The following is a 19,587-nucleotide window of genomic DNA, read 5'->3' on the forward strand; positions in this document are numbered from 1 at the left end:
GCAGGAGAGAGAAGGGTCATGAGCCAAGGTGTTGAATTCAATCGTCTGATGTTGGACATGCGGGCCATGCAGGCCGATGCCATGTCGCTGCCCAAGGTAACTGCAGCCCCCGAGCTGGCGCCAGGGCAAAGCACCTTCGCCGACATGCTCGGCCAGGCCATCGGCAAGGTGCATGAGACGCAGCAGGCCTCGACCCAACTGGCCAACGCGTTCGAAATCGGCAAAAGCGGCGTCGACCTGACTGACGTGATGATCGCTTCGCAAAAGGCCAGCGTGTCGATGCAAGCCATGACCCAGGTACGCAACAAGCTGGTCCAGGCGTACCAGGACATCATGCAGATGCCGGTTTGAGGACGGATGTAACCCATGGCTGAAGCAGTCGTCGAAAACGCCCCCGCCAAAGCTGGCTCGCCAGCGGCCAAGCCGCCGCTGTTTGGCATGGCGTTTCTGGAAAACATCTCGCAGATGCCCATGCTGCGCCAGATCGGCCTCATGGTCGGCCTGGCGGCCAGCGTGGCCATCGGCTTTGCCGTGGTGCTGTGGTCGCAACAACCCGATTACCGTCCGTTGTACGGCAGCCTGTCGGGCATGGACACCAAGCAGGTCATGGACACCTTGGCCGCTGCTGACATCCCCTATAACGTGGAGCCCAACTCGGGGGCCCTGCTGGTCAAGGCCGACGACCTCTCCCGTGCGCGCCTGAAACTGGCAGCCGCCGGCGTGGCGCCGAGCGATGGCAATGTCGGCTTCGAGCTGCTCGACAAGGAGCAGGGCCTGGGCACCAGCCAGTTCATGGAAGCTACCCGCTACCGCCGCAGCCTTGAAGGCGAACTGGCCCGTACCGTTTCCAGCCTCAACAACGTCAAGGCCGCGCGCGTGCACCTGGCCATCCCGAAAAGTTCGGTGTTCGTGCGTGATGAACGCAAGCCCAGCGCCTCGGTACTGGTCGAGCTGTACCCAGGCCGTGCACTGGAAGCCGGGCAGGTGATGGCCATCGTCAACCTGGTCGCCACCAGCGTGCCGGAACTGGACAAATCCCAGGTCACCGTCGTCGACCAGAAAGGCAACCTGCTGTCCGAACAGATTCAGGATTCCGCGCTGACCCAGGCTGGCAAGCAGTTCGACTACAGCCGCCGGGTGGAAGGCATGCTCACCCAGCGTGTGCACAACATTCTGCAGCCGGTGTTGGGCAATGACCGCTACAAGGCCGAAGTGTCCGCCGACCTCGACTTCAGCGCGGTCGAGTCCACCTCCGAACAGTTCAACCCCGACCAGCCGGCGTTGCGCAGCGAGCAGTCGGTCGACGAACAACGTGCCAGCAGCCAAGGCCCGCAAGGCGTGCCTGGCGCGCTGAGCAACCAGCCGCCAGGCGCCGCTTCGGCACCGCAGACCACTGGTGGCGCGGCTACCCCGGCTGCTGCCATTCAGCCTGGGCAACCGCTGGTGGATGCCAACGGCCAGCAGATCATGGACCCGGCCACCGGTCAGCCGATGCTCGCGCCGTACCCGTCAGACAAACGTCAGCAAAGCACCAAGAACTTCGAGCTGGACCGTTCCATCAGCCACACCCGCCAGCAGCAGGGGCGCATGACCCGCCTGTCGGTAGCGGTGGTGGTGGACGACCAGGTCAAGATCGACCCGGCCACTGGCGATACCACGCGGGCGCCATGGGGTGCCGAGGACCTGGCGCGCTTTACCCGCCTGGTGCAGGACGCAGTCGGCTTCGATGCCAGCCGTGGCGACAGCGTGACGGTGATCAACGTGCCGTTCGCCGCCGACCGTGGCGAGGAAATCGCCGATATCGCCTTCTACCAGCAGCCGTGGTTCTGGGATATCGTCAAACAGGTGCTGGGCGTGGTGTTCATCCTGGTGCTGGTGTTCGGCGTGCTGCGGCCAGTGCTGAACAACATTACCGGGGGCGGCAAGCAGGCTGCCCCGGACAGCGACATGGAGCTGGGCGGCATGATGGGTCTGGATGGCGAACTGGCCAACGACCGCGTCAGCCTGGGTGGCCCGACAAGCATTCTGCTGCCTAGCCCGAGCGAGGGTTACGAGGCACAGCTCAACGCAATCAAAGGCCTGGTGGCCGAAGACCCGGGCCGTGTGGCTCAGGTCGTGAAAGACTGGATCAACGCCGATGAGTGATAACCGAGCCGTTACCGCCAAGCTGAGCCGCGTCGACAAGGCGGCGATCCTCCTGCTCTCGCTGGGTGAGACCGATGCGGCCCAGGTGCTGCGGCACATGGGCCCGAAGGAAGTGCAGCGGGTGGGGGTGGCCATGGCGCAGATGGGCAATGTGCACCGTGACCAGGTTGAACAGGTGATGAGCGAGTTCGTCGACATCGTCGGCGACCAGACCAGCCTGGGCGTCGGTTCTGATGCGTACATCCGCAAGATGCTCAACCAGGCCCTGGGCGAGGACAAGGCCAACGGCCTGGTCGACCGCATCCTGCTCGGCGGCAATACCAGTGGCCTGGACAGCCTCAAGTGGATGGAACCGCGTGCCGTGGCCGACGTGATCCGCTACGAGCACCCACAGATCCAGGCCATCGTGGTCGCCTACCTCGACCCGGACCAGGCCGGTGAAGTGCTGAGCAACTTCGACCACAAGGTGCGCCTGGACATCGTCCTGCGCGTGTCATCGCTGAACACCGTGCAACCCGCGGCGCTGAAGGAGCTGAACCAGATTCTCGAGAAGCAGTTCTCGGGCAACTCCAACGCCGCGCGTACCACCCTGGGTGGCATCAAGCGGGCGGCCGACATCATGAACTTCCTCGACAGCTCGGTGGAAGGCGCACTGATGGACGCGATCCGCGAAATCGACAGCGACCTGTCGGAGCAGATCGAAGACCTGATGTTCGTCTTCAACAACCTGGCCGACGTCGACGACCGGGGCATCCAGGCGCTGTTGCGCGAAGTGTCCTCCGACGTGTTGGTGGTGTCGCTCAAGGGCGCCGACGAGCGGGTCAAGGACAAGATCTTCAAGAACATGTCCAAACGTGCTTCGGAGCTGCTGCGCGACGATCTGGAGGCCAAAGGGCCGGTACGGGTCAGCGACGTGGAAACCGCGCAGAAAGAAATCCTCACCATTGCCCGGCGTATGGCCGAGGCCGGCGAGATCGTGCTCGGCGGCAAGGGCGCCGAGGAAATGATCTAAGGTATTCGCGATCCCATAGCCGACGCCGCCTTTTGTAGGCGCGGGTTTACCCGCGAAGGCGTCGGCCCTGGCAATCGAGGTTGTCGCTGCCGACGCATTCGCGGGTGAACCCGCTCCTACAAGGGACCGTGTCGGCCGAACATGGTTTGAGAACATGACAGCATGTCCAGCAAAGAACATCACCCCAGCGACTTGATCCGCGCCCGCGACCTCGAGGGCGTGGACGTGTGGACGCTTCCAAGCTTCGACCCGGAACCGGAGCCTGCGCCCGAGCCAGAGCCGGAACCCGAGGTCATCGAGGAAGTCGAGGAAGTGCCGCTGGAAGAAGTCCAGCCGTTGACCCTGGAAGAGCTCGAAGCCATCCGTCAGGAGGCTTACAACGAGGGCTTCGCCACCGGTGAGCGCGAAGGTTTCCACAGTACCCAGCTCAAGGTTCGCCAGGAGGCCGAAGAGGCCCTGAAGGCCAAGCTGGAAAGCCTCGAGCGGCTGATGGCCAACCTGATGGAGCCGATCGCCGAGCAGGACACGCAGATCGAGAAAAGCCTGGTGCACCTGATCGCGCACATGAGCCGCCAGGTGATCGGCCGCGAGCTGCGCAACGATTCCAGCCAGATCACTCAGGTGCTGCGCGAAGCGCTCAAGCTGCTGCCCATGGGCGCGGACAATATCCGCATCCACCTCAACCCGCAGGATTTCGAGCTGGCCAAGGCCCTGCGCGAGCGCCATGAGGAGAACTGGCGGCTGTTGGAAGACAGCGCGCTGCTACCGGGTGGTTGCCGCATCGAGACGGCCCACAGCCGTATCGATGCCACCATGGAAACGCGTATCGAAAAAGCGGTGGCGCAGCTGTTCGACCAGTTGCACGACCATTCCCTGCACCCGGCGGCGCCAGACATGACGATAGACCTGGACGCGCCGGCCGAGCGTGCCGTGGACCGCCCAGATGCACCTTGAGCGCACCAGTTTCGGCAAGCGCCTCGGCTCTTACGCTGAGGCCATCGCGCTACCGGCGCAGCCCATCGTCGAAGGCCGCTTGCTGCGTATGGTCGGCCTCACCCTGGAAGCCGAAGGCCTGCGCGCTGCGGTGGGCAGCCGCTGCCTGGTGATCAACGATGACAGTTATCACCCCGTGCAGGTCGAGGCCGAAGTCATGGGCTTTGCCGGGCCCAAGGTGTTTCTGATGCCGGTGGGCAGCATCGTTGGGATTGCCCCGGGGGCCCGGGTCGTGCCGCTGGATGACGGCGGCCGCCTGCCCATGGGCATGAGCATGCTGGGCCGGGTGCTCGACGGCGCCGGCCGTGCGCTGGATGGCAAGGGCGGGATGAAGGCCGAGGACTGGGTGCCGATGGACGGCCCGGTGATCAACCCGCTCAACCGCGACCCTATCAGCAAGCCGTTGGATGTGGGCATTCGCAGTATCAACGGCCTGCTTACCGTCGGCCGTGGACAGCGGCTAGGCCTGTTTGCCGGTACCGGTGTGGGTAAATCGGTATTGCTGGGCATGATGACCCGTTTCACCGAAGCCGAAATCATCGTGGTCGGCCTGATTGGGGAGCGGGGGCGCGAGGTGAAGGAATTCATCGAGCACATCCTCGGTGAAGAGGGCCTCAAGCGCTCGGTGGTGGTGGCTTCGCCGGCCGACGATGCGCCGCTGATGCGCCTGCGCGCCGCCATGTATTGCACACGCATTGCCGAGTACTTCCGCGACAAAGGCAAGAATGTGCTGTTGCTGATGGACTCGTTGACCCGTTTCGCCCAGGCCCAGCGGGAAATTGCCCTGGCCATCGGCGAGCCACCGGCCACCCGGGGTTACCCGCCATCGGTGTTCGCCAAGCTGCCCAAGCTGGTGGAGCGGGCAGGCAATGGCGAACCTGGCGGTGGTTCGATCACTGCGTTCTATACCGTGCTGTCTGAAGGCGACGATCAGCAAGACCCGATCGCCGACTCGGCGCGGGGCGTGCTTGACGGCCACTTTGTGCTGTCGCGTCGGCTGGCTGAGGAAGGCCATTACCCGGCCATCGACATCGAAGCGTCGATCAGCCGGGTCATGCCCCAAGTGGTCGATGCCGACCACTTGCGCCAGGCGCAGAAGTTCAAGCAACTGTGGTCGCGTCTGTCGCAAAGCCGCGACCTGATCAGCGTGGGGGCTTATGTGGCCGGCGGTGATCCGGAGACCGACCTGGCCATTGCCTTGCAATCGAAGCTGGTTGAGTTCCTGCGCCAAGGCCTGGGCGAGAATGTGGGCATGGCGCAGAGCCGCGAACAGCTGGGGGCGATTTTCACGCCCCCGGCAGGTTGATAAGCCATGGCGCTGCCCGGACGTGCTGCGCGCCTGGCGCCGGTGGTGGACATGGCCGAAGAGGCCGAGCGCAAGGCGGCTCAGCGCCTTGGTCATTTCCAGCAGCAGGTGGCCACGGCCCAGGCCAAGCTGGCCGAGCTGGAGCGCTTTCGCGAGGATTACCAGCTGCAGTGGATCAACCGCGGCGGGCAAGGGGTCAATGGCAGCTGGCTGGTCAATTATCAGCGTTTTCTGGGGCAGCTGGAAACGGCCATGACCCAGCAGCGGCAAAGCCTGGTCTGGCACCAGAACAACCTCAATAACGCCCGTGGTACCTGGCAGCAGGCCTATGCCCGGGTGGAAGGTTTGCGCAAGCTGGTACAGCGCTACCAGGACGAGGCCCGGCGCGCTGAAGACAAGCGCGAGCAGCGGTTGCTGGATGAGCTGTCGCAGCGCCTGCCGCGGCAAAACCATCTATAGGTGTTCGCCGCAGGCCTTGCAGCGGAATAATTGGCCCGAAACAAATGAGAGGTCTTGCCCGCGAATGCGGTGGCGGCTGCGACGGTGTATGACCGGGTATGTTGGCTGGCAGGTCCGGCCTATTCGCGGGTGAACCCGCTCCTACCACGGTATTGGGCGACACCACCGATTGATGTAGGAGCGGGTTTACCCGCGAAGAGGCCGTACAGGCCATCAAAGCCACGAGCCTGCATCCGCTTGCCACCCCCACCATCGCCTGCTAAACCTTAAAGCAGTTGCATCCGCCATCATCGAAGGAATCGCTAGCATGGCAGTCGAGACTGATTTTTCGCAGGACGGGAAAAAGCTGACCATCAAGATCAAGGGGCGCTTCGATTTCGGCAAGCATCAGGAGTTTCGCGACGCCTACGAACGCCAGCCCAGGCGCCCGGATTCGGTGGTCGTCGACCTGAAGGACACCACCTACCTCGACAGCTCCGCGCTGGGCATGCTGCTGTTGCTGCGCGACCACGCGGGCGGCGACGAGTCGGATGTGCGGGTAGTGCATGCCAGTTCCGACGTGCGCAAGATTCTCGCTATCTCCAATTTCGAAAAACTCTTCGATATCAGTTGAGCGCCGACATGCCGGCCGAACAGGCGTTGACCGTGCTGGTCGCCGAAGACAGTGCTGTCGATCGCCTTCTGCTTGCGCAGATCGTGCGCCGTCAGGGGCATCAGGTATTCACTGCGGAGAACGGCGAGCAGGCGGTAGCGCTGTACCTCGAGCGGCGCCCGCAACTGGTGCTGCTGGACGCCCTGATGCCGGTCATGGATGGCTTCGAGGCGGCGCGGCAGATCAAGGCATTGGCTGGCGAAGCGCTGGTGCCGATCATTTTCCTGACGTCGCTGAATGAAGAAGAAGGCCTGGTGCGTTGCCTGGAGGCGGGGGGCGATGATTTCATGGCCAAGCCCTACAGTGCGGTGATCCTCGCTGCCAAGATTCGCGCCATGGACCGCCTGCGTCGCTTGCAGGCAACGGTACTGGAACAGCGTGACCAGATCACGCGGCATCACCATCACCTGCTTAACGAGCAGCGGGTCGCCAAGGCGGTGTTCGACAAGGTGGCCCACTCTGGTTGCCTTTCTGCGCCCAACATTCGCTACCTGCAATCGCCTTACGCGCTGTTCAATGGCGACCTGATGCTGGCGGCATTTACCCCGGGCGGCGACATGCGTGTGCTGCTTGGCGATTTCACCGGTCACGGCCTGCCGGCGGCGGTCGGCGCCATGCCGATGGCTGAGGTGTTCTACGGCATGACCGCCAAGGGCTACGGCATGGCGCAGATCCTGCGCGAGATGAATGCCAAGCTCAAGCGCATCCTGCCGGTGGACATGTTCTGCTGTGCGCTGCTGCTCAATCTCAGCATGCAGCGCGGCTCGGTCGAGGTGTGGAATGGCGGTATGCCTGATGGCTATCGCCTGTCGGTGGATGGCCAAGTGCTGTCGGCACTGAGTTCGCGGCACCTGCCGCTGGGCATTCTGGCCGCTGAGCGTTTCGATGACAGCACGGAGGTGTTGCCACTGGCGCCGGGCGAGCGCCTGTTGCTGCTGTCAGACGGTGTGATCGATACTGCCGACGACCAGGAATGCCTGTTTGGCGTACAGCGCCTGCGAGCGGTGCTGGCCGACAACCGCGACCCTGTGCAGTTGTTCGATGAGCTGATGCTGGCCCTGGAGCGTTTTGGTGGGCAGCCACGCGATGACATCAGCTTGTGCGACATTCGCATGTTCACTGCCGAGGAGCGGGTGCCGGCACCGATGATCTACTCTGATAGTGGCCGCTCCAGCCCGCTGGACTGGTCGCTGAGCTTCGAAGTGCGGGGCGAAAGCCTCAAGCGCTTCAACCCTGTGCCTTACCTGGTGCAGTTGTTGCAAGAAATTCATGGCCTGCGCGCGCGTACCGGCAACTTGCACAGTGTGCTTAGCGAGTTGTATGCCAATGCGCTTGAGCATGGTGTGCTGGGCCTGGACTCACAGCTCAAGCGCGATGTGCAAGGCTTTACCGACTATTACCAGGAGCGCGCCCGGCGCCTGGGCTCGCTGACCGAAGGCTTTGTAAGCATCGATTTCAAGGTTGAACCGCATGGCGGCGGTGGGCGTCTGATGATCGAGGTGCGCGACAGCGGTGCCGGCTTCGACGTGCAGCAAGTGCTTGCGCGGCCTTCGCTGGATCAGGGGCTGAGCGGTCGCGGTCTGAATCTGGTGCGGCAGTTGGCCAGTGACGCGCGCTGGAGTGAAGGCGGGCGTTGCGCGCATGTGGAGTTCGTATGGTGAGCCACGGGTTGGCTCGGGCATAATCTGGCTTGATCAAGGAGTGAACAAGTGACTGACATGCATATTGACCACAAGGTACTCAGTGACCTGCGTGAGGTCATGGAAGATGGCTACCTGCAGTTGGTGCAGACTTTTCTCGACGACTCAGAGCGGCGTCTTGGCCAGCTGCACGCGGCCAAAAGCGCCGAGGAGCTTGGCGCGGCAGCCCACAGTTTCAAGGGCAGCAGCAGCAACATGGGCGCGGTGGCCTTGGCCAGCCTGTGCCAGCAGCTCGAAGAGCGCGCACGGCGGCCCCCGTTATATGGAATTGAAGACTTGATCAGCCGCATCGACATGGAATTCGTCGTGGTGCAGCACTTTTACCGTGGTGAGCAGCAACGTATTTCCGCAGGCTGATACGCGAGTTGGCGCGAGTCTTGCCTGTCTCTGCCCGATGATTTTTGTTTCTGGCGCGGAGACCGCTCGATGCCTGTCGCACCCAACCCTTTGTTGCAAGCCAATGCCATTGCCAAGACCTCGCGTTCGGCCACCGTGCAGGCGGACAAGCCGCTGCAGGCGCTGGGCGACAAGGGCGATGCCTTTGGCCAGGTGATGGCCAAGCAGGGCCGCGACAAGGTTACCGGGCAGGACGACAAGGTCGCTCAAGCCAAGCCCAAGGACAAACCTGATGCGGCAGCCGGCGGCAAGAAAGACCCGGCTGGCAAAGCTGCAGTTGCCGATGACGGCAACAAGTTGCCAGAAGAGGATTCGGCCCAGGCCGATACGGGTGTGCGTGATGCCAGCCTGGTGGCCGGTCAGGTCACTGATGCCCAGCCCGGCGCGCAACTGATCCAGGCGCAGGCCGAGGCGGTGGCGCCGGTGCTGCAGGCGGCCACGGCGCAAACCCAGGTCGCCGCGGCACTGCCTGAAGAGCCGTCCGCCGAGGAGGCCTTCGATCCGGATGCTGACCCCCTGGCCAACCTGCCAACCTTGCGCCTCGCGCTGGAGCACAGTGCCCAGGCCAAGGGTGGCACCTCGGCACATGCCCTTGATGCTGCCCAGGCTCAGGGCGAGGAAGGGCAGGCGGCCGTCAATACCTTGGCGAATTTGGTCGAGAATACCGATGGCGAAAGCGCCGAATCCGGTGACAAGGCCTTTGGCAGCTTGCTTGAGGACGGCCTGAAAGACACCAAGAGTGCCAGCAGCGACACCCGCATCGATGATTTTGCCAACCGCCTGGCCAGCCTGACCCAGGCGGCCACGGCCAAGACCGCCAATGCCGTGCCGGCCAATGCGAACCCGCTGCATCAGCCATTGCCAATGAACCAGAACGCTTGGGCAGAAGGCCTGGTCAACCGGGTCATGTACCTGTCCAGCCAGAACCTCAAGTCGGCTGATATCCAACTGGAGCCAGCAGAACTCGGTCGCCTCGACATTCGCGTCAATGTTGCGGCGGACCAGGCCACCCAGGTCACCTTCATCAGCGGCCACGCCGGCGTACGTGATGCCCTCGACAGCCAGGTGCATCGCCTGCGCGAACTGTTTGCCCAGCAGGGGTTGGCGCAGCCGGATGTCAACGTGGCTGACCAGTCGCGCGGGCAGCAACAACAGCAGGGGCAGGCGCAGGGCAGCAACCTTTCCGGGGTGGCGGCGCGCCGGGCCGAGCAGGGTGGGGGCGAGGCGGTCGATGGCGTCCGGCCTTTGGAACAGCAGGTGGTTGTCGGCGACAGTGCGGTCGATTACTACGCCTGATAACGGTTGGCCTGGGCTGGCTTCTTCACGGGCGAGCCCGCTCCCACAGGCATTTCGTTGATTTCGAACCCTGTGCGGTAGCGGTGGGAGCGGGCGTGGCCGCGAAGCAGCCAGCACCGCAAAACCTGCTGGAATCCATCCCCTGCAAAATCTGGCATAACACTTGCTCAAGCCAAGCCATCCTCCCTTGAACCCCCCGATGGACGACGGATTATTGGCATGGCGAAGAGCGAAGCAGTCAAAGACCCCGCCACTAAAGGCAAACTCAAGCTGATCCTGCTGGCCGTCGTAGGCCTGCTGCTGGCGATCGGCCTTTCGGTGGGCGCTACCTGGTTCATCATGCACAAGAGCGAGCCCGCTCCGGCCGCCGAAGCCGCGGCCGGCAACGTCAAGCCAGCGGCGATCTACGAGGCGCTGACCCCGGCCTTCGTGGTCAACTTCAACCAGAACGGCCGCCAGCGCTACATGCAGCTGAGCATCACCCTGCAGGCGCGTAACCAGGCCGACCTGGATGCCCTCAAGGTGCACATGCCGGTGATCCGCAACAACCTGGTGATGATGTTCTCCGGGCAAGGGTTCGACACCCTCGCCAGCAGCCCGGTAGGGCAGGAGATGCTGCGTCAGAAGGCCACCGCAGTGGTCCAGGAAGTGGCGCAGAAGGAAGTCGGCAAGCCGGTCATCGACCAGTTGCTGTTCACCAATTTCGTATTGCAGTAGGAGTCCGCAATGGCCGTACAGGACCTGCTGTCCCAGGATGAAATCGATGCCCTGTTGCACGGTGTCGACGACGGGCTGGTGCAGACCGAGAGTGCATCCGAGCCTGGCAGTATCAAAAGCTACGACCTGACCAGTCAGGACCGTATCGTGCGGGGTCGCATGCCGACCCTGGAAATGATCAACGAGCGCTTCGCCCGCTATACCCGTATCAGCATGTTCAACCTGCTACGCCGCTCCGCAGACGTGGCCGTGGGTGGCGTGCAGGTCATGAAGTTCGGCGAATACGTGCACTCGCTGTACGTGCCCACCAGCCTCAACCTGGTCAAGATCAAGCCGCTGCGCGGCACCTCGCTGTTCATCCTCGACGCCAAGCTGGTGTTCAAGCTGGTGGACAACTTTTTTGGCGGCGATGGCCGCCACGCCAAGATCGAAGGGCGTGAGTTCACCCCGACCGAACTGCGTGTGGTGCGCATGGTGCTGGACCAGTGTTTCGTCGACCTCAAGGAAGCCTGGCAGGCGATCATGCCGGTCAGCTTCGAGTACATGAACTCCGAGGTCAACCCGGCCATGGCCAACATTGTCGGCCCCAGCGAGGCGGTGGTGGTGTCCACCTTCCACATCGAACTGGACGGCGGCGGCGGCGATCTGCACGTGACTATGCCGTACTCGATGATCGAGCCGGTGCGGGAAATGCTCGACGCCGGTTTCCAGTCGGACCTGGACGACCAGGACGAGCGCTGGGTCAAGGCCCTGCGCGAGGACGTGCTGGACGTGGCCGTGCCAATGACCGCCACGGTCGCCCGACGCCAGCTGAAGCTGCGCGACATCCTGCACATGCAGCCGGGTGACGTGATCCCGGTGGAGCTGCCCGAGCACCTGGTGCTGCGCGCTAACGGGGTACCAGCGTTCAAGGCGCGGCTGGGCTCGCACAAGGGCAACCTGGCCCTGCAGATCATTGACCCGATCGAACGCCGCTGACGGTGTGCCGGTCGCTTACAACGAATTGAATGCCTGTCGAGGAAATCATGGCTAACGAAAACGAGATCACCTCCCCAGAGGACCAGGCACTGGCCGATGAGTGGGCCGCAGCGTTGGAAGAAACCGGTTCTGCCGGCCAGGCCGACATCGATGCACTGCTGGGCGGGGACACTGGCAGCAGCGGCCCGGGCCGCCTGCCGATGGAAGAATTCGCCAGCTCGCCGAAGCCGAACGAAAATGTCAGCCTCGAAGGCCCGAACCTGGACGTGATCCTGGACATCCCGGTGAACATTTCCATGGAGGTGGGCAGCACCGAGATCAACATCCGCAACCTGCTGCAGCTCAACCAGGGCTCGGTGATCGAGCTCGACCGCCTGGCCGGGGAGCCGCTCGACGTGCTGGTCAACGGTACGCTGATCGCCCATGGCGAAGTGGTCGTGGTCAACGAAAAGTTCGGCATCCGCCTGACCGACGTGATCAGCCCCAGCGAACGTATCAAGAAGCTGCGCTGAGTGAAGGGCACGATGCGCGCCATCGCCGTGGCAGCGGTGCTGTTCGCCAGCCACGCCTGCCTGGCTGCGGCCACGCCAGCGGCCACCCCGGCGGCTCAACCTGGCAGTCTCGGCGGGCAGCTGGCGCAGATGGTCTTGGGCCTGCTGCTGGTGGTGGGCCTGATCTTCTTCCTGGCCTGGCTGCTGCGGCGCCTGCAGAGCACCGCTGTGAAGGGTGGGCAGGTGATCGAGATTGTCGGCAGCCGTGCCATCGGCCCGCGTGACCGCCTGCTGCTGGTGCAGGTGGGCAAGGAGCAGATCCTGATCGGCCATACCCCCGGCACCATCGAGGCCCTGCACGTACTGGCCGAACCCGTGGAAGTGCCGGCAAGCGTCCGTCAGGCGACGCCGGAGTTTGCCCAGCGGCTGATGGAGCTGATGGGCAAGGACCCTAAGGACAATAAGTGATGAGCGGCGCGCTGCGTACGTTGTTGACTCTGGCGCTGCTGCTGGCTGCGCCGCTGGCCCTGGCCGCCGACCCGCTGTCGATCCCGGCCATCACCCTGTCCAACACCCCGGACGGGCAACAGGAATATTCGGTCAGCCTGCAAATCCTGCTGATCATGACCGCGCTGAGCTTCATCCCGGCGTTCGTCATTCTGATGACCAGCTTTACCCGCATCATCATCGTGTTTTCGATTTTGCGCCAGGCCCTGGGCCTGCAGCAGACGCCCTCGAACCAGTTGCTCAACGGCATGGCGCTTTTCCTGACGATGTTCATCATGGCCCCGGTGTTCGAGCGAGTGAACCAGGATGCCCTGCAGCCGTATCTGAAGGAGCAGATGACCGCCCAGCAGGCCATCGACAAAGCCCAGGGGCCGCTCAAAGACTTCATGCTGGCGCAAACCCGGCAAAGCGACCTCGACCTGTTCATGCGGCTGTCCAAGCGCACCGACATCGCCGGCCCCGACCAGGTGCCGCTGACCATCCTGGTGCCGGCGTTTGTCACCTCCGAGCTGAAGACCGCGTTCCAGATCGGCTTCATGATCTTCATCCCGTTCCTGATCATCGACATGGTGGTGGCCAGTGTGCTGATGGCCATGGGTATGATGATGTTGTCGCCGCTGATCATCTCGCTGCCGTTCAAGATCATGCTGTTCGTGCTGGTGGATGGCTGGGCGCTGATCATGGGCACCCTGGCCAGCAGTTTCGGCGGCGTCTGACGCCGTCAAGGAGAGCCGCCGATGACACCTGAAGTTGCTGTCGACCTGTTCCGTGACGCCCTGTGGCTGACCACCCTGCTGGTTGCCGTGCTGGTTGTGCCAAGCCTGTTGGTGGGCCTGGTGGTGGCGATGTTCCAGGCAGCCACGCAGATCAACGAGCAGACCCTGAGCTTTCTGCCGCGCCTGCTGGTGATGCTGATCACGCTGATCATTGCCGGGCCGTGGCTGGTGCAGAAGTTCATGGAGTACATCACCAGCCTATACACCAGCATCCCGCAGCTGATTGGTTGACGCGACGATGCTGGAACTGACCGATACGCAGATCGGCACCTGGGTCGCCACCTTCATCCTGCCGTTGTTCAGGGTTACTGCGGTGCTGATGACCATGCCAATTTTCGGTACCCGCATGTTGCCGGCGCGCGTGCGCCTCTACGTAGCAGTGGCGATTACCGTGGTGATCGTGCCTGCATTGCCACCGCTGCCTGAATTCGACCCGCTGAGCCTGCGCGGTTTGCTACTGTGCGCCGAGCAGATCATCGTTGGCGCGCTGTTTGGCCTGGCCTTGCAGTTGTTGTTCCAGGCTTTCGTGATTGCCGGGCAGATTGTTGCGGTGCAGATGGGCATGGCCTTCGCCTCGATGGTTGACCCCGCCAACGGGGTCAACGTCACGGTAATCAGCCAGTTCATGACCATGTTGGTGAGCGTGCTGTTCCTGTTGATGAACGGGCACCTGGTGGTGTTTGAGGTGCTGACCGAGAGCTTTACCACCTTGCCGGTGGGGAGTGCGCTGGTGGTCAATCACTTCTGGGAGCTGGCCGGGCGCATGGGTTGGGTGTTCGGTGCTGGGCTTTTGTTGATCCTGCCGGTAATCGCTGCGCTGCTGGTTGTGAACATCGCCTTTGGCGTGATGACCCGTGCGGCACCGCAGTTGAATATCTTCTCGATCGGTTTCCCGTTGACCCTGGTCATGGGCATGGCCATTTTCTGGGTCGGCCTGGCCGATATCCTCTCCCACTACCAGGCATTGGCCAGCGAAGCGCTGCAATGGCTGCGTGAATTGGCAAGGGCGCGCTGACCATGGCGGAAAGCGAGAGCGGTCAGGACAAGACAGAAGAGCCCACCGAGAAGCGCAAGCGCACTGCCCGCGAGAAGGGAGAGATCGCGCGCTCCAAAGAGTTGAACACCGTGGCGGTGACGTTGGCCGGCGCGGGTGGCTTGCTGGTGTTTGGTGGGCATCTGGCCGAGACCTTGCTTGCCATGATGCGCATGAATTTCAGCCTGACCCGCGACATCATCGTCGACGAGCGCGCCATGGGGGCCTTTCTTCTGGCTTCGGGCAAGATGGCCATCTGGGCGGTACAGCCGATACTGATCCTGTTGTTCGTGATCGCCTTTGTCGCACCCATCGCCCTGGGCGGTTTCCTGTTTTCCGGCAGCCTGTTGCAGCCGAAATTCAGCCGCATGAACCCGTTGTCGGGGATCAAGCGCATGTTCTCGATGAATGCCCTGACCGAGTTGTTGAAGGCGCTCGCCAAGTTTTTCGTGATTCTGGTAGTGGCGATAGTGGTGCTGGTCAACGACCGCCAGGCGTTGCTCTCCATTGCCAACGAGCCTTTGGATCAAGCGATCATACACAGTGTTCAGGTGGTTGGCTGGAGTGCGCTGTGGATGGCGGCAGGGTTGTTGCTGATTGCGGCGGCGGATGTACCATTCCAGCTGTGGCAGGCACACAACAAGCTGAAGATGACCAAGCAGGAGGTGCGAGACGAGTACAAGGACTCCGAAGGCAAACCCGAGGTCAAACAGCGTATTCGCCAGCTGCAGCGCGAGGCTTCGCAGCGGCGCATGATGGCGGCGGTGCCTGATGCAGACGTGATCATCACCAACCCGACGCATTATGCGGTGGCCTTGCAATACGACCCGGAGAAGGGTGGGGTGGCGCCTCTGTTGCTGGCCAAGGGCACCGACTTCATTGCCTTGAAGATCCGCGAGATTGGCGTGGAGCACAAGGTCCAGATTCTCGAGTCGCCAGCGCTGGCGCGGGCGATCTATTACTCCACCGAAATTGAGCAGGAAATCCCTGCTGGCCTGTACCTGGCGGTGGCCCAGGTGTTGGCGTATGTGTTCCAGATTCGCCAATACCGATCCGGCAAAGGCAAGCGCCCAGAGCCGCTGAAAGACGACCTGCCGATCCCGCCGGACCTGCGCCGCGACAGTTGACCTTGTATCACGGCTTCTGGCCCTTTCGCGGGTGCGCCGGCTCCCACACGGTGGTGGACACCTGTCGGTGGTTGGGCGCAGGCCGTCGTGTAGGAGCGGGTTCACCCGCGAAAGGGCCGGGCCTGCTGGCCAATTTCCACCCGCCGTCCACCGTTGCCGCCGCTACCGTATTCGGGGGTAAACCCGCTCCTACCACGGTGGTGGACACCTGTCGGTGGTTGGGCGCAGGCCGTCGTGTAGGAGCGGGTTCACCCGCGAAAGGGCCGGGCCTGCTGGCCAATTTCCACCGGCCGTCCACCGTTGCCGCCGCTACCGTATTCGCGGGTGAACCCGCTCCTACACCTGATCGGGAGTGGATACAGCTCGGTGTTTGGGCACAGGCCGTCGTAGGAGCGGGTTCACCCGCGAAAGGGCCGGTACCAGCAACATAAACCCCACGCCGAGCAAAGTTGGAAGGCTTCTTGCAAAGCCACGCCCAGGCGCCCCCTGGGCGTCAAAGTTTTGCATCAAGAGGACTCGCGGTGGATCGCACTCAGTTAATCAGCAACGCCCGCAACAACCTGGTCGGGCTCGGCCGGGGCAACCTGGGTGTGCCGCTGTTGCTGCTGGTGATGTTGGCAATGATGATGTTGCCGATACCGCCTTTCCTGCTCGACGTGTTCTTCACGTTCAACATCGCCCTGTCGATCGTGGTGCTGCTGGTCTGTGTATACGCCCTGCGCCCGCTCGACTTTGCCGCGTTCCCCACCATCCTGCTGGTGGCCACGTTGTTGCGCCTGGCCCTGAACGTGGCGTCCACCCGTGTGGTCATGCTGCATGGCCAGGAGGGCCATGGCGCTGCCGGTAAAGTGATCCAGGCCTTCGGTGAGGTGGTGATCGGCGGTAACTATGTGGTCGGTGCCGTGGTGTTCGCCATCCTCATGATCATCAACTTCGTGGTGGTGACCAAGGGTGCCGGGCGTATCTCGGAAGTGAGTGCGCGTTTCACCCTCGACGCCATGCCTGGCAAGCAGATGGCCATCGACGCCGACCTCAATGCCGGCCTGATCGACCAGGCCCAGGCCAAGCACCGCCGTGCCGAGGTGGCGCAGGAGGCCGAGTTCTACGGTTCGATGGACGGTGCCAGCAAGTTCGTGCGCGGCGACGCCATCGCCGGCTTGCTGATCCTGTTCATCAACCTGATCGGTGGCATGCTCATCGGCATGCTGCAGCACAATATGTCGTTCAGCGAGGCCGGCAAGGTCTATGCCCTGCTGACCATTGGTGACGGTTTGGTGGCGCAATTGCCATCACTGCTGCTGTCCACCGCCGCCGCGATCATGGTCACCCGTGCTTCAGGCTCTGAAGACATGGGCAAGTTGATCAACCGGCAGATGTTCGATTCGCCCAAGGCGCTGGCGGTGTCGGCGGGGCTGATGATTGTCATGGGCCTGGTGCCGGGCATGCCGCACATTGCCTTCCTCAGCCTCGGCCTGATGGCGGCCGGCGGCGCCTACCTGGTGTGGAAGAAGCAGCAACAGGCCAAGGTCAAAGCCCAGCAAGAGGCGCAGCGTCAGCAGGACCTGCTGCCCTCGCCACAGCGCGCGCTGGAAACCAAGGAGCTGGGTTGGGACGACGTCACCCCCATCGACATGATCGGCCTGGAGGTCGGCTATCGGCTGATCCCGCTGGTCGATCGCAACCAAGGCGGCCAGTTGCTGGCGCGGATCAAGGGCGTGCGCAAGAAGCTGTCGCAGGACCTGGGCTTCCTGATGCCCACCGTGCACATTCGTGACAACCTCGACCTGCAGCCCAGCGCCTATCGCCTGACCCTGATGGGGGTGATTCTGGCCGAGGCGGAGATCTACCCGGACCGCGAACTGGCGATCAACCCTGGGCAGGTGTTTGGCACCCTCAACGGTATTGCCGCGCGCGACCCGGCGTTTGGCCTGGAAGCGGTGTGGATCGACGTCGGCCAGCGCTCGCAGGCGCAGTCGCTGGGTTACACCGTGGTCGATGCCAGCACCGTGGTGGCCACCCACCTCAACCAGATCCTGCAGAAACATTGCCACGAGCTGATCGGCCACGAAGAGGTTCAGCAACTGCTGCAGGTGCTTGCCAAGGCATCGCCTAAACTTGCAGAAGAGCTGGTGCCGGGTGTCATTTCCTTGTCGGGGCTGCTCAAGGTGCTGCAAGCCCTGTTGTCGGAACAGGTGCCAGTGCGCGATATTCGCAGTATTGCCGAGGCTATCGCGAACAACGCCGGCAAGAGTCAAGATACCGCCGCACTGGTGGCGGTGGTGCGCGTCGGATTGTGTCGCGCCATCGTGCAAAGCATTGTCGGCGTTGAGTCGGAGCTGCCAGTGATTACCCTGGAGCCAAGGTTGGAACAGATTTTGCTGAATAGTCTGCAAAGGGCCCGGGCAGGGTCAGGAAGATGGTGTTCTTCTGGAGCCTAGCATGGCCGAGAAGCTGCAACGTTCGCTGATCGAGGCGGCCCAGCGCCAGGAAATGCAGGGTCAGCCGGCCATCCTGCTGGTCGCCGGCCCGATCCGCGCCATGTTGTCGCGTTTCGGTCGCCTGGCTGTACCGAATTTGCATGTTCTGGCGTATCAGGAAATACCGGACAACAAGCAAGTCACCATCGTTGCCACCGTGGGCCCTAACGGCTGAGGTAGGGGATAATGCAAGTTAAGCGATTTTTCGCCGCCGATATGCGTCAGGCCATGAAACTGGTCCGTGACGAGCTGGGCGCCGATGCCGCAATCATTGGCAACCGCCGCATTGCCGGTGGTGTCGAGCTGACGGCCGCGCTGGACTACAAGCTGTCCGCCCTGGCCCCGCGTGTGCCCAACGCCGAGCTGGAAGAAGAGCTGCGCAAGACCCACACGCGCATTGCCACTGCCCAGGCCGAGCTGGACCAGCGTCAGGACAGCAGCGACAACAACCGCCAATTGTTCGCCGGGCAATCTTTGACCGCTGCCGAACCGTTGATCGAGCCGCACGTCGATGCCCCTGAGGCCGCTGCCGTACCGGCTGCTGCGCCGGTTGACCCACGTCTGTTCGATGCCATGCGCTCGGAGCTGTCGGGCCTGCGCGAGCTGCTGGAAGTGCAACTCGGTTCGCTGGCCTGGAATCAGCTGCAGGGCAGCAAGCCGCAGCAGGCCAACCTTTGGCGCCGCCTGCAGCGCATCGGCCTGTCCGGGCCGATCGCCCGCGAGCTGCTGGACCTGACCGCCGAGATCGAGGAACCGCGCCAGGCCTGGCGCATGCTGCTGGCTCACTTGGCACGGATGATCGAAGTGCCTGAAATCGAGCCGATCGAAGAGGGCGGGGTGATCGCCATGGTCGGCCCGGCGGGCATGGGCAAGACCACCACCCTGGCCAAGCTGGCCGCGCGCTACGTGCTCAAGTACGGCGCGCAGAACCTGGCGCTGGTGAGCATGGACAGCTTCCGTATCGGCGCCCAGGAGCAGCTCAAGACCCTGGGCCGCATCCTCAACGTGCCGGTGACTTACGTCGACCCGGGCCAGTCGCTGGCAGCAGCGCTGGAGCCACTGCTGCGCAAGCGCGTGGTGCTGATCGATACTGCCGGCCTGCAGGCCAGCGACCCTGCGCTGCGCATGCAACTGGAAACCTTGGCCGGGCGTGGCATTGCCGCGAAGAACTACCTGGTGCTGGCCACCACCAGCCAGAAGCAGGTGCTGACCGCCGCCTACCACAGCTACAAGCGCTGTGGCCTGGCCGGCTGCATCCTGACCAAACTCGATGAAACGGCAAGCCTTGGCGATGTGTTGAGCCTTGCCATCAGTCATGAACTGCCAGTGGCCTATCTTACCGATGGCCCACGCATTCCTGACGACCTGCACCTGCCGCGGGGCCACCAGTTGGTCACGCGGGCGGTGAATGTGCAGCAGCAGGACGAGCCCAGCGAAGAGGCCATGGCCGACATGTTCGCTGATCTCTATCACAACCCACGGCGAGCGGGTTGACCATGAAGCGTGTGCAAAGTCGCTATGC

General features: G+C 63.1%; 19 protein-coding genes and 1 pseudogene. All 20 read left to right on the forward strand.

The features are described 5' to 3' along the window. The first annotated feature begins 18 nt into the window (after nt 1-18). Nucleotides 19-351, forward strand: coding sequence for a flagellar hook-basal body complex protein FliE (gene fliE, locus ACZ889_RS11510; RefSeq protein WP_003254438.1), 333 nt, complete (start codon nt 19-21; stop codon nt 349-351). 15 nt (nt 352-366) lie between these two features. Next, nucleotides 367-2,145, forward strand: a complete 1,779-nt coding sequence (fliF, locus tag ACZ889_RS11515) for a flagellar basal-body MS-ring/collar protein FliF (RefSeq protein WP_004577671.1) — start codon at nt 367-369, stop codon at nt 2,143-2,145. Further along, nucleotides 2,138-3,157 (forward strand): flagellar motor switch protein FliG, encoded by a 1,020-nt coding sequence (gene fliG / locus ACZ889_RS11520; RefSeq protein WP_003254434.1) that lies wholly within the window; start codon nt 2,138-2,140, stop codon nt 3,155-3,157. Before fliF ends, fliG begins: the two co-directional genes overlap by 8 nt. A gap of 162 nt (nt 3,158-3,319) precedes the next feature. Then, the gene (fliH, locus tag ACZ889_RS11525; RefSeq protein WP_180688637.1) at nt 3,320-4,111 is read left to right on the forward strand and encodes a flagellar assembly protein FliH; all 792 of its coding nucleotides are present in this window, start codon (nt 3,320-3,322) and stop codon (nt 4,109-4,111) included. Further along, nucleotides 4,101-5,456 (forward strand): flagellar protein export ATPase FliI, encoded by a 1,356-nt coding sequence (fliI, locus tag ACZ889_RS11530; protein WP_012051628.1) that lies wholly within the window; start codon nt 4,101-4,103, stop codon nt 5,454-5,456. Before fliH ends, fliI begins: the two co-directional genes overlap by 11 nt. Before the next feature lie 6 nt (nt 5,457-5,462). Then, nucleotides 5,463-5,915, forward strand: coding sequence for a flagellar export protein FliJ (gene fliJ, locus ACZ889_RS11535; protein ID WP_003254427.1), 453 nt, complete (start codon nt 5,463-5,465; stop codon nt 5,913-5,915). A gap of 307 nt (nt 5,916-6,222) precedes the next feature. Beyond that, nucleotides 6,223-6,528 carry an STAS domain-containing protein gene (locus tag ACZ889_RS11540; RefSeq protein WP_003254426.1) on the forward strand — a complete coding sequence of 102 codons (306 nt, stop codon included), beginning with the start codon at nt 6,223-6,225 and terminating at the stop codon, nt 6,526-6,528. 8 nt (nt 6,529-6,536) lie between these two features. Beyond that, on the forward strand, nt 6,537-8,228 hold the full coding sequence (locus tag ACZ889_RS11545; protein WP_180688636.1) for a fused response regulator/phosphatase: 1,692 nt from the start codon (nt 6,537-6,539) through the stop codon (nt 8,226-8,228). Between the two features lie 48 nt (nt 8,229-8,276). Continuing rightward, nucleotides 8,277-8,624 (forward strand): Hpt domain-containing protein, encoded by a 348-nt coding sequence (locus ACZ889_RS11550; RefSeq protein ID WP_004577674.1) that lies wholly within the window; start codon nt 8,277-8,279, stop codon nt 8,622-8,624. 69 nt (nt 8,625-8,693) lie between these two features. Beyond that, nucleotides 8,694-9,959 carry a flagellar hook-length control protein FliK gene (locus tag ACZ889_RS11555; protein WP_476257388.1) on the forward strand — a complete coding sequence of 422 codons (1,266 nt, stop codon included), beginning with the start codon at nt 8,694-8,696 and terminating at the stop codon, nt 9,957-9,959. A 219-nt stretch (nt 9,960-10,178) separates the two neighbouring features. Next, complete coding sequence (fliL, locus tag ACZ889_RS11560) at nt 10,179-10,676, forward strand: flagellar basal body-associated protein FliL (protein ID WP_054889678.1); 498 nt, start codon at nt 10,179-10,181, stop codon at nt 10,674-10,676. Nucleotides 10,677-10,685: 9 nt separating this feature from the next. Next, nucleotides 10,686-11,654 carry a flagellar motor switch protein FliM gene (gene fliM, locus ACZ889_RS11565; protein WP_003254418.1) on the forward strand — a complete coding sequence of 323 codons (969 nt, stop codon included), beginning with the start codon at nt 10,686-10,688 and terminating at the stop codon, nt 11,652-11,654. Nucleotides 11,655-11,701: 47 nt separating this feature from the next. After that, nucleotides 11,702-12,166 carry a flagellar motor switch protein FliN gene (gene fliN, locus ACZ889_RS11570; protein WP_003254417.1) on the forward strand — a complete coding sequence of 155 codons (465 nt, stop codon included), beginning with the start codon at nt 11,702-11,704 and terminating at the stop codon, nt 12,164-12,166. Next, entirely contained in the window at nt 12,167-12,613 is a 447-nt protein-coding gene (fliO, locus tag ACZ889_RS11575) for a flagellar biosynthetic protein FliO (RefSeq protein WP_003254416.1), read from the forward strand. Further along, complete coding sequence (fliP, locus tag ACZ889_RS11580; RefSeq protein ID WP_012051633.1) at nt 12,613-13,368, forward strand: flagellar type III secretion system pore protein FliP; 756 nt, start codon at nt 12,613-12,615, stop codon at nt 13,366-13,368. Before fliO ends, fliP begins: the two co-directional genes overlap by 1 nt. A 21-nt stretch (nt 13,369-13,389) precedes the next feature. Next, nucleotides 13,390-13,659 (forward strand): flagellar biosynthesis protein FliQ, encoded by a 270-nt coding sequence (fliQ, locus tag ACZ889_RS11585; protein WP_012051634.1) that lies wholly within the window; start codon nt 13,390-13,392, stop codon nt 13,657-13,659. A 7-nt stretch (nt 13,660-13,666) separates the two neighbouring features. Further along, nucleotides 13,667-14,443, forward strand: coding sequence for a flagellar biosynthetic protein FliR (gene fliR / locus ACZ889_RS11590; protein WP_180688634.1), 777 nt, complete (start codon nt 13,667-13,669; stop codon nt 14,441-14,443). Between the two features lie 2 nt (nt 14,444-14,445). Continuing rightward, complete coding sequence (gene flhB, locus ACZ889_RS11595; RefSeq protein ID WP_180688633.1) at nt 14,446-15,588, forward strand: flagellar biosynthesis protein FlhB; 1,143 nt, start codon at nt 14,446-14,448, stop codon at nt 15,586-15,588. Between the two features lie 521 nt (nt 15,589-16,109). Further along, a pseudogene (gene flhA / locus ACZ889_RS11600) lies at nt 16,110-18,240 on the forward strand (flagellar biosynthesis protein FlhA). Between the two features lie 11 nt (nt 18,241-18,251). Continuing rightward, nucleotides 18,252-19,559: a flagellar biosynthesis protein FlhF gene (gene flhF, locus ACZ889_RS11605; protein ID WP_003254409.1), complete on the forward strand. Its 1,308-nt coding sequence runs from the start codon at nt 18,252-18,254 to the stop codon at nt 19,557-19,559. Nucleotides 19,560-19,587: the final 28 nt, after the last annotated feature.

This window comes from Pseudomonas sp. TE3895 (assembly GCF_056278855.1).

Bases quoted from the DNA above. Each gene is read 5' to 3' on its own strand.
- fliN (WP_003254417.1), top strand. From the start codon at position 11,702: ATGGCTAACGAAAACGAGATCACCTCCCCAGAGGACCAGGCACTGGCC.
- ACZ889_RS11555 (WP_476257388.1), top strand. From the start codon at position 8,694: ATGCCTGTCGCACCCAACCCTTTGTTGCAAGCCAATGCCATTGCCAAG.
- fliL (WP_054889678.1), top strand. From the start codon at position 10,179: ATGGCGAAGAGCGAAGCAGTCAAAGACCCCGCCACTAAAGGCAAACTC.
- fliI (WP_012051628.1), top strand. From the start codon at position 4,101: ATGCACCTTGAGCGCACCAGTTTCGGCAAGCGCCTCGGCTCTTACGCT.
- ACZ889_RS11545 (WP_180688636.1), top strand. From the start codon at position 6,537: ATGCCGGCCGAACAGGCGTTGACCGTGCTGGTCGCCGAAGACAGTGCT.
- fliQ (WP_012051634.1), top strand. From the start codon at position 13,390: ATGACACCTGAAGTTGCTGTCGACCTGTTCCGTGACGCCCTGTGGCTG.
- ACZ889_RS11540 (WP_003254426.1), top strand. From the start codon at position 6,223: ATGGCAGTCGAGACTGATTTTTCGCAGGACGGGAAAAAGCTGACCATC.
- flhB (WP_180688633.1), top strand. From the start codon at position 14,446: ATGGCGGAAAGCGAGAGCGGTCAGGACAAGACAGAAGAGCCCACCGAG.
- fliR (WP_180688634.1), top strand. From the start codon at position 13,667: ATGCTGGAACTGACCGATACGCAGATCGGCACCTGGGTCGCCACCTTC.
- fliH (WP_180688637.1), top strand. From the start codon at position 3,320: ATGTCCAGCAAAGAACATCACCCCAGCGACTTGATCCGCGCCCGCGAC.
- fliE (WP_003254438.1), top strand. From the start codon at position 19: ATGAGCCAAGGTGTTGAATTCAATCGTCTGATGTTGGACATGCGGGCC.
- fliF (WP_004577671.1), top strand. From the start codon at position 367: ATGGCTGAAGCAGTCGTCGAAAACGCCCCCGCCAAAGCTGGCTCGCCA.
- fliG (WP_003254434.1), top strand. From the start codon at position 2,138: ATGAGTGATAACCGAGCCGTTACCGCCAAGCTGAGCCGCGTCGACAAG.
- flhF (WP_003254409.1), top strand. From the start codon at position 18,252: ATGCAAGTTAAGCGATTTTTCGCCGCCGATATGCGTCAGGCCATGAAA.
- fliJ (WP_003254427.1), top strand. From the start codon at position 5,463: ATGGCGCTGCCCGGACGTGCTGCGCGCCTGGCGCCGGTGGTGGACATG.
- fliM (WP_003254418.1), top strand. From the start codon at position 10,686: ATGGCCGTACAGGACCTGCTGTCCCAGGATGAAATCGATGCCCTGTTG.
- fliP (WP_012051633.1), top strand. From the start codon at position 12,613: ATGAGCGGCGCGCTGCGTACGTTGTTGACTCTGGCGCTGCTGCTGGCT.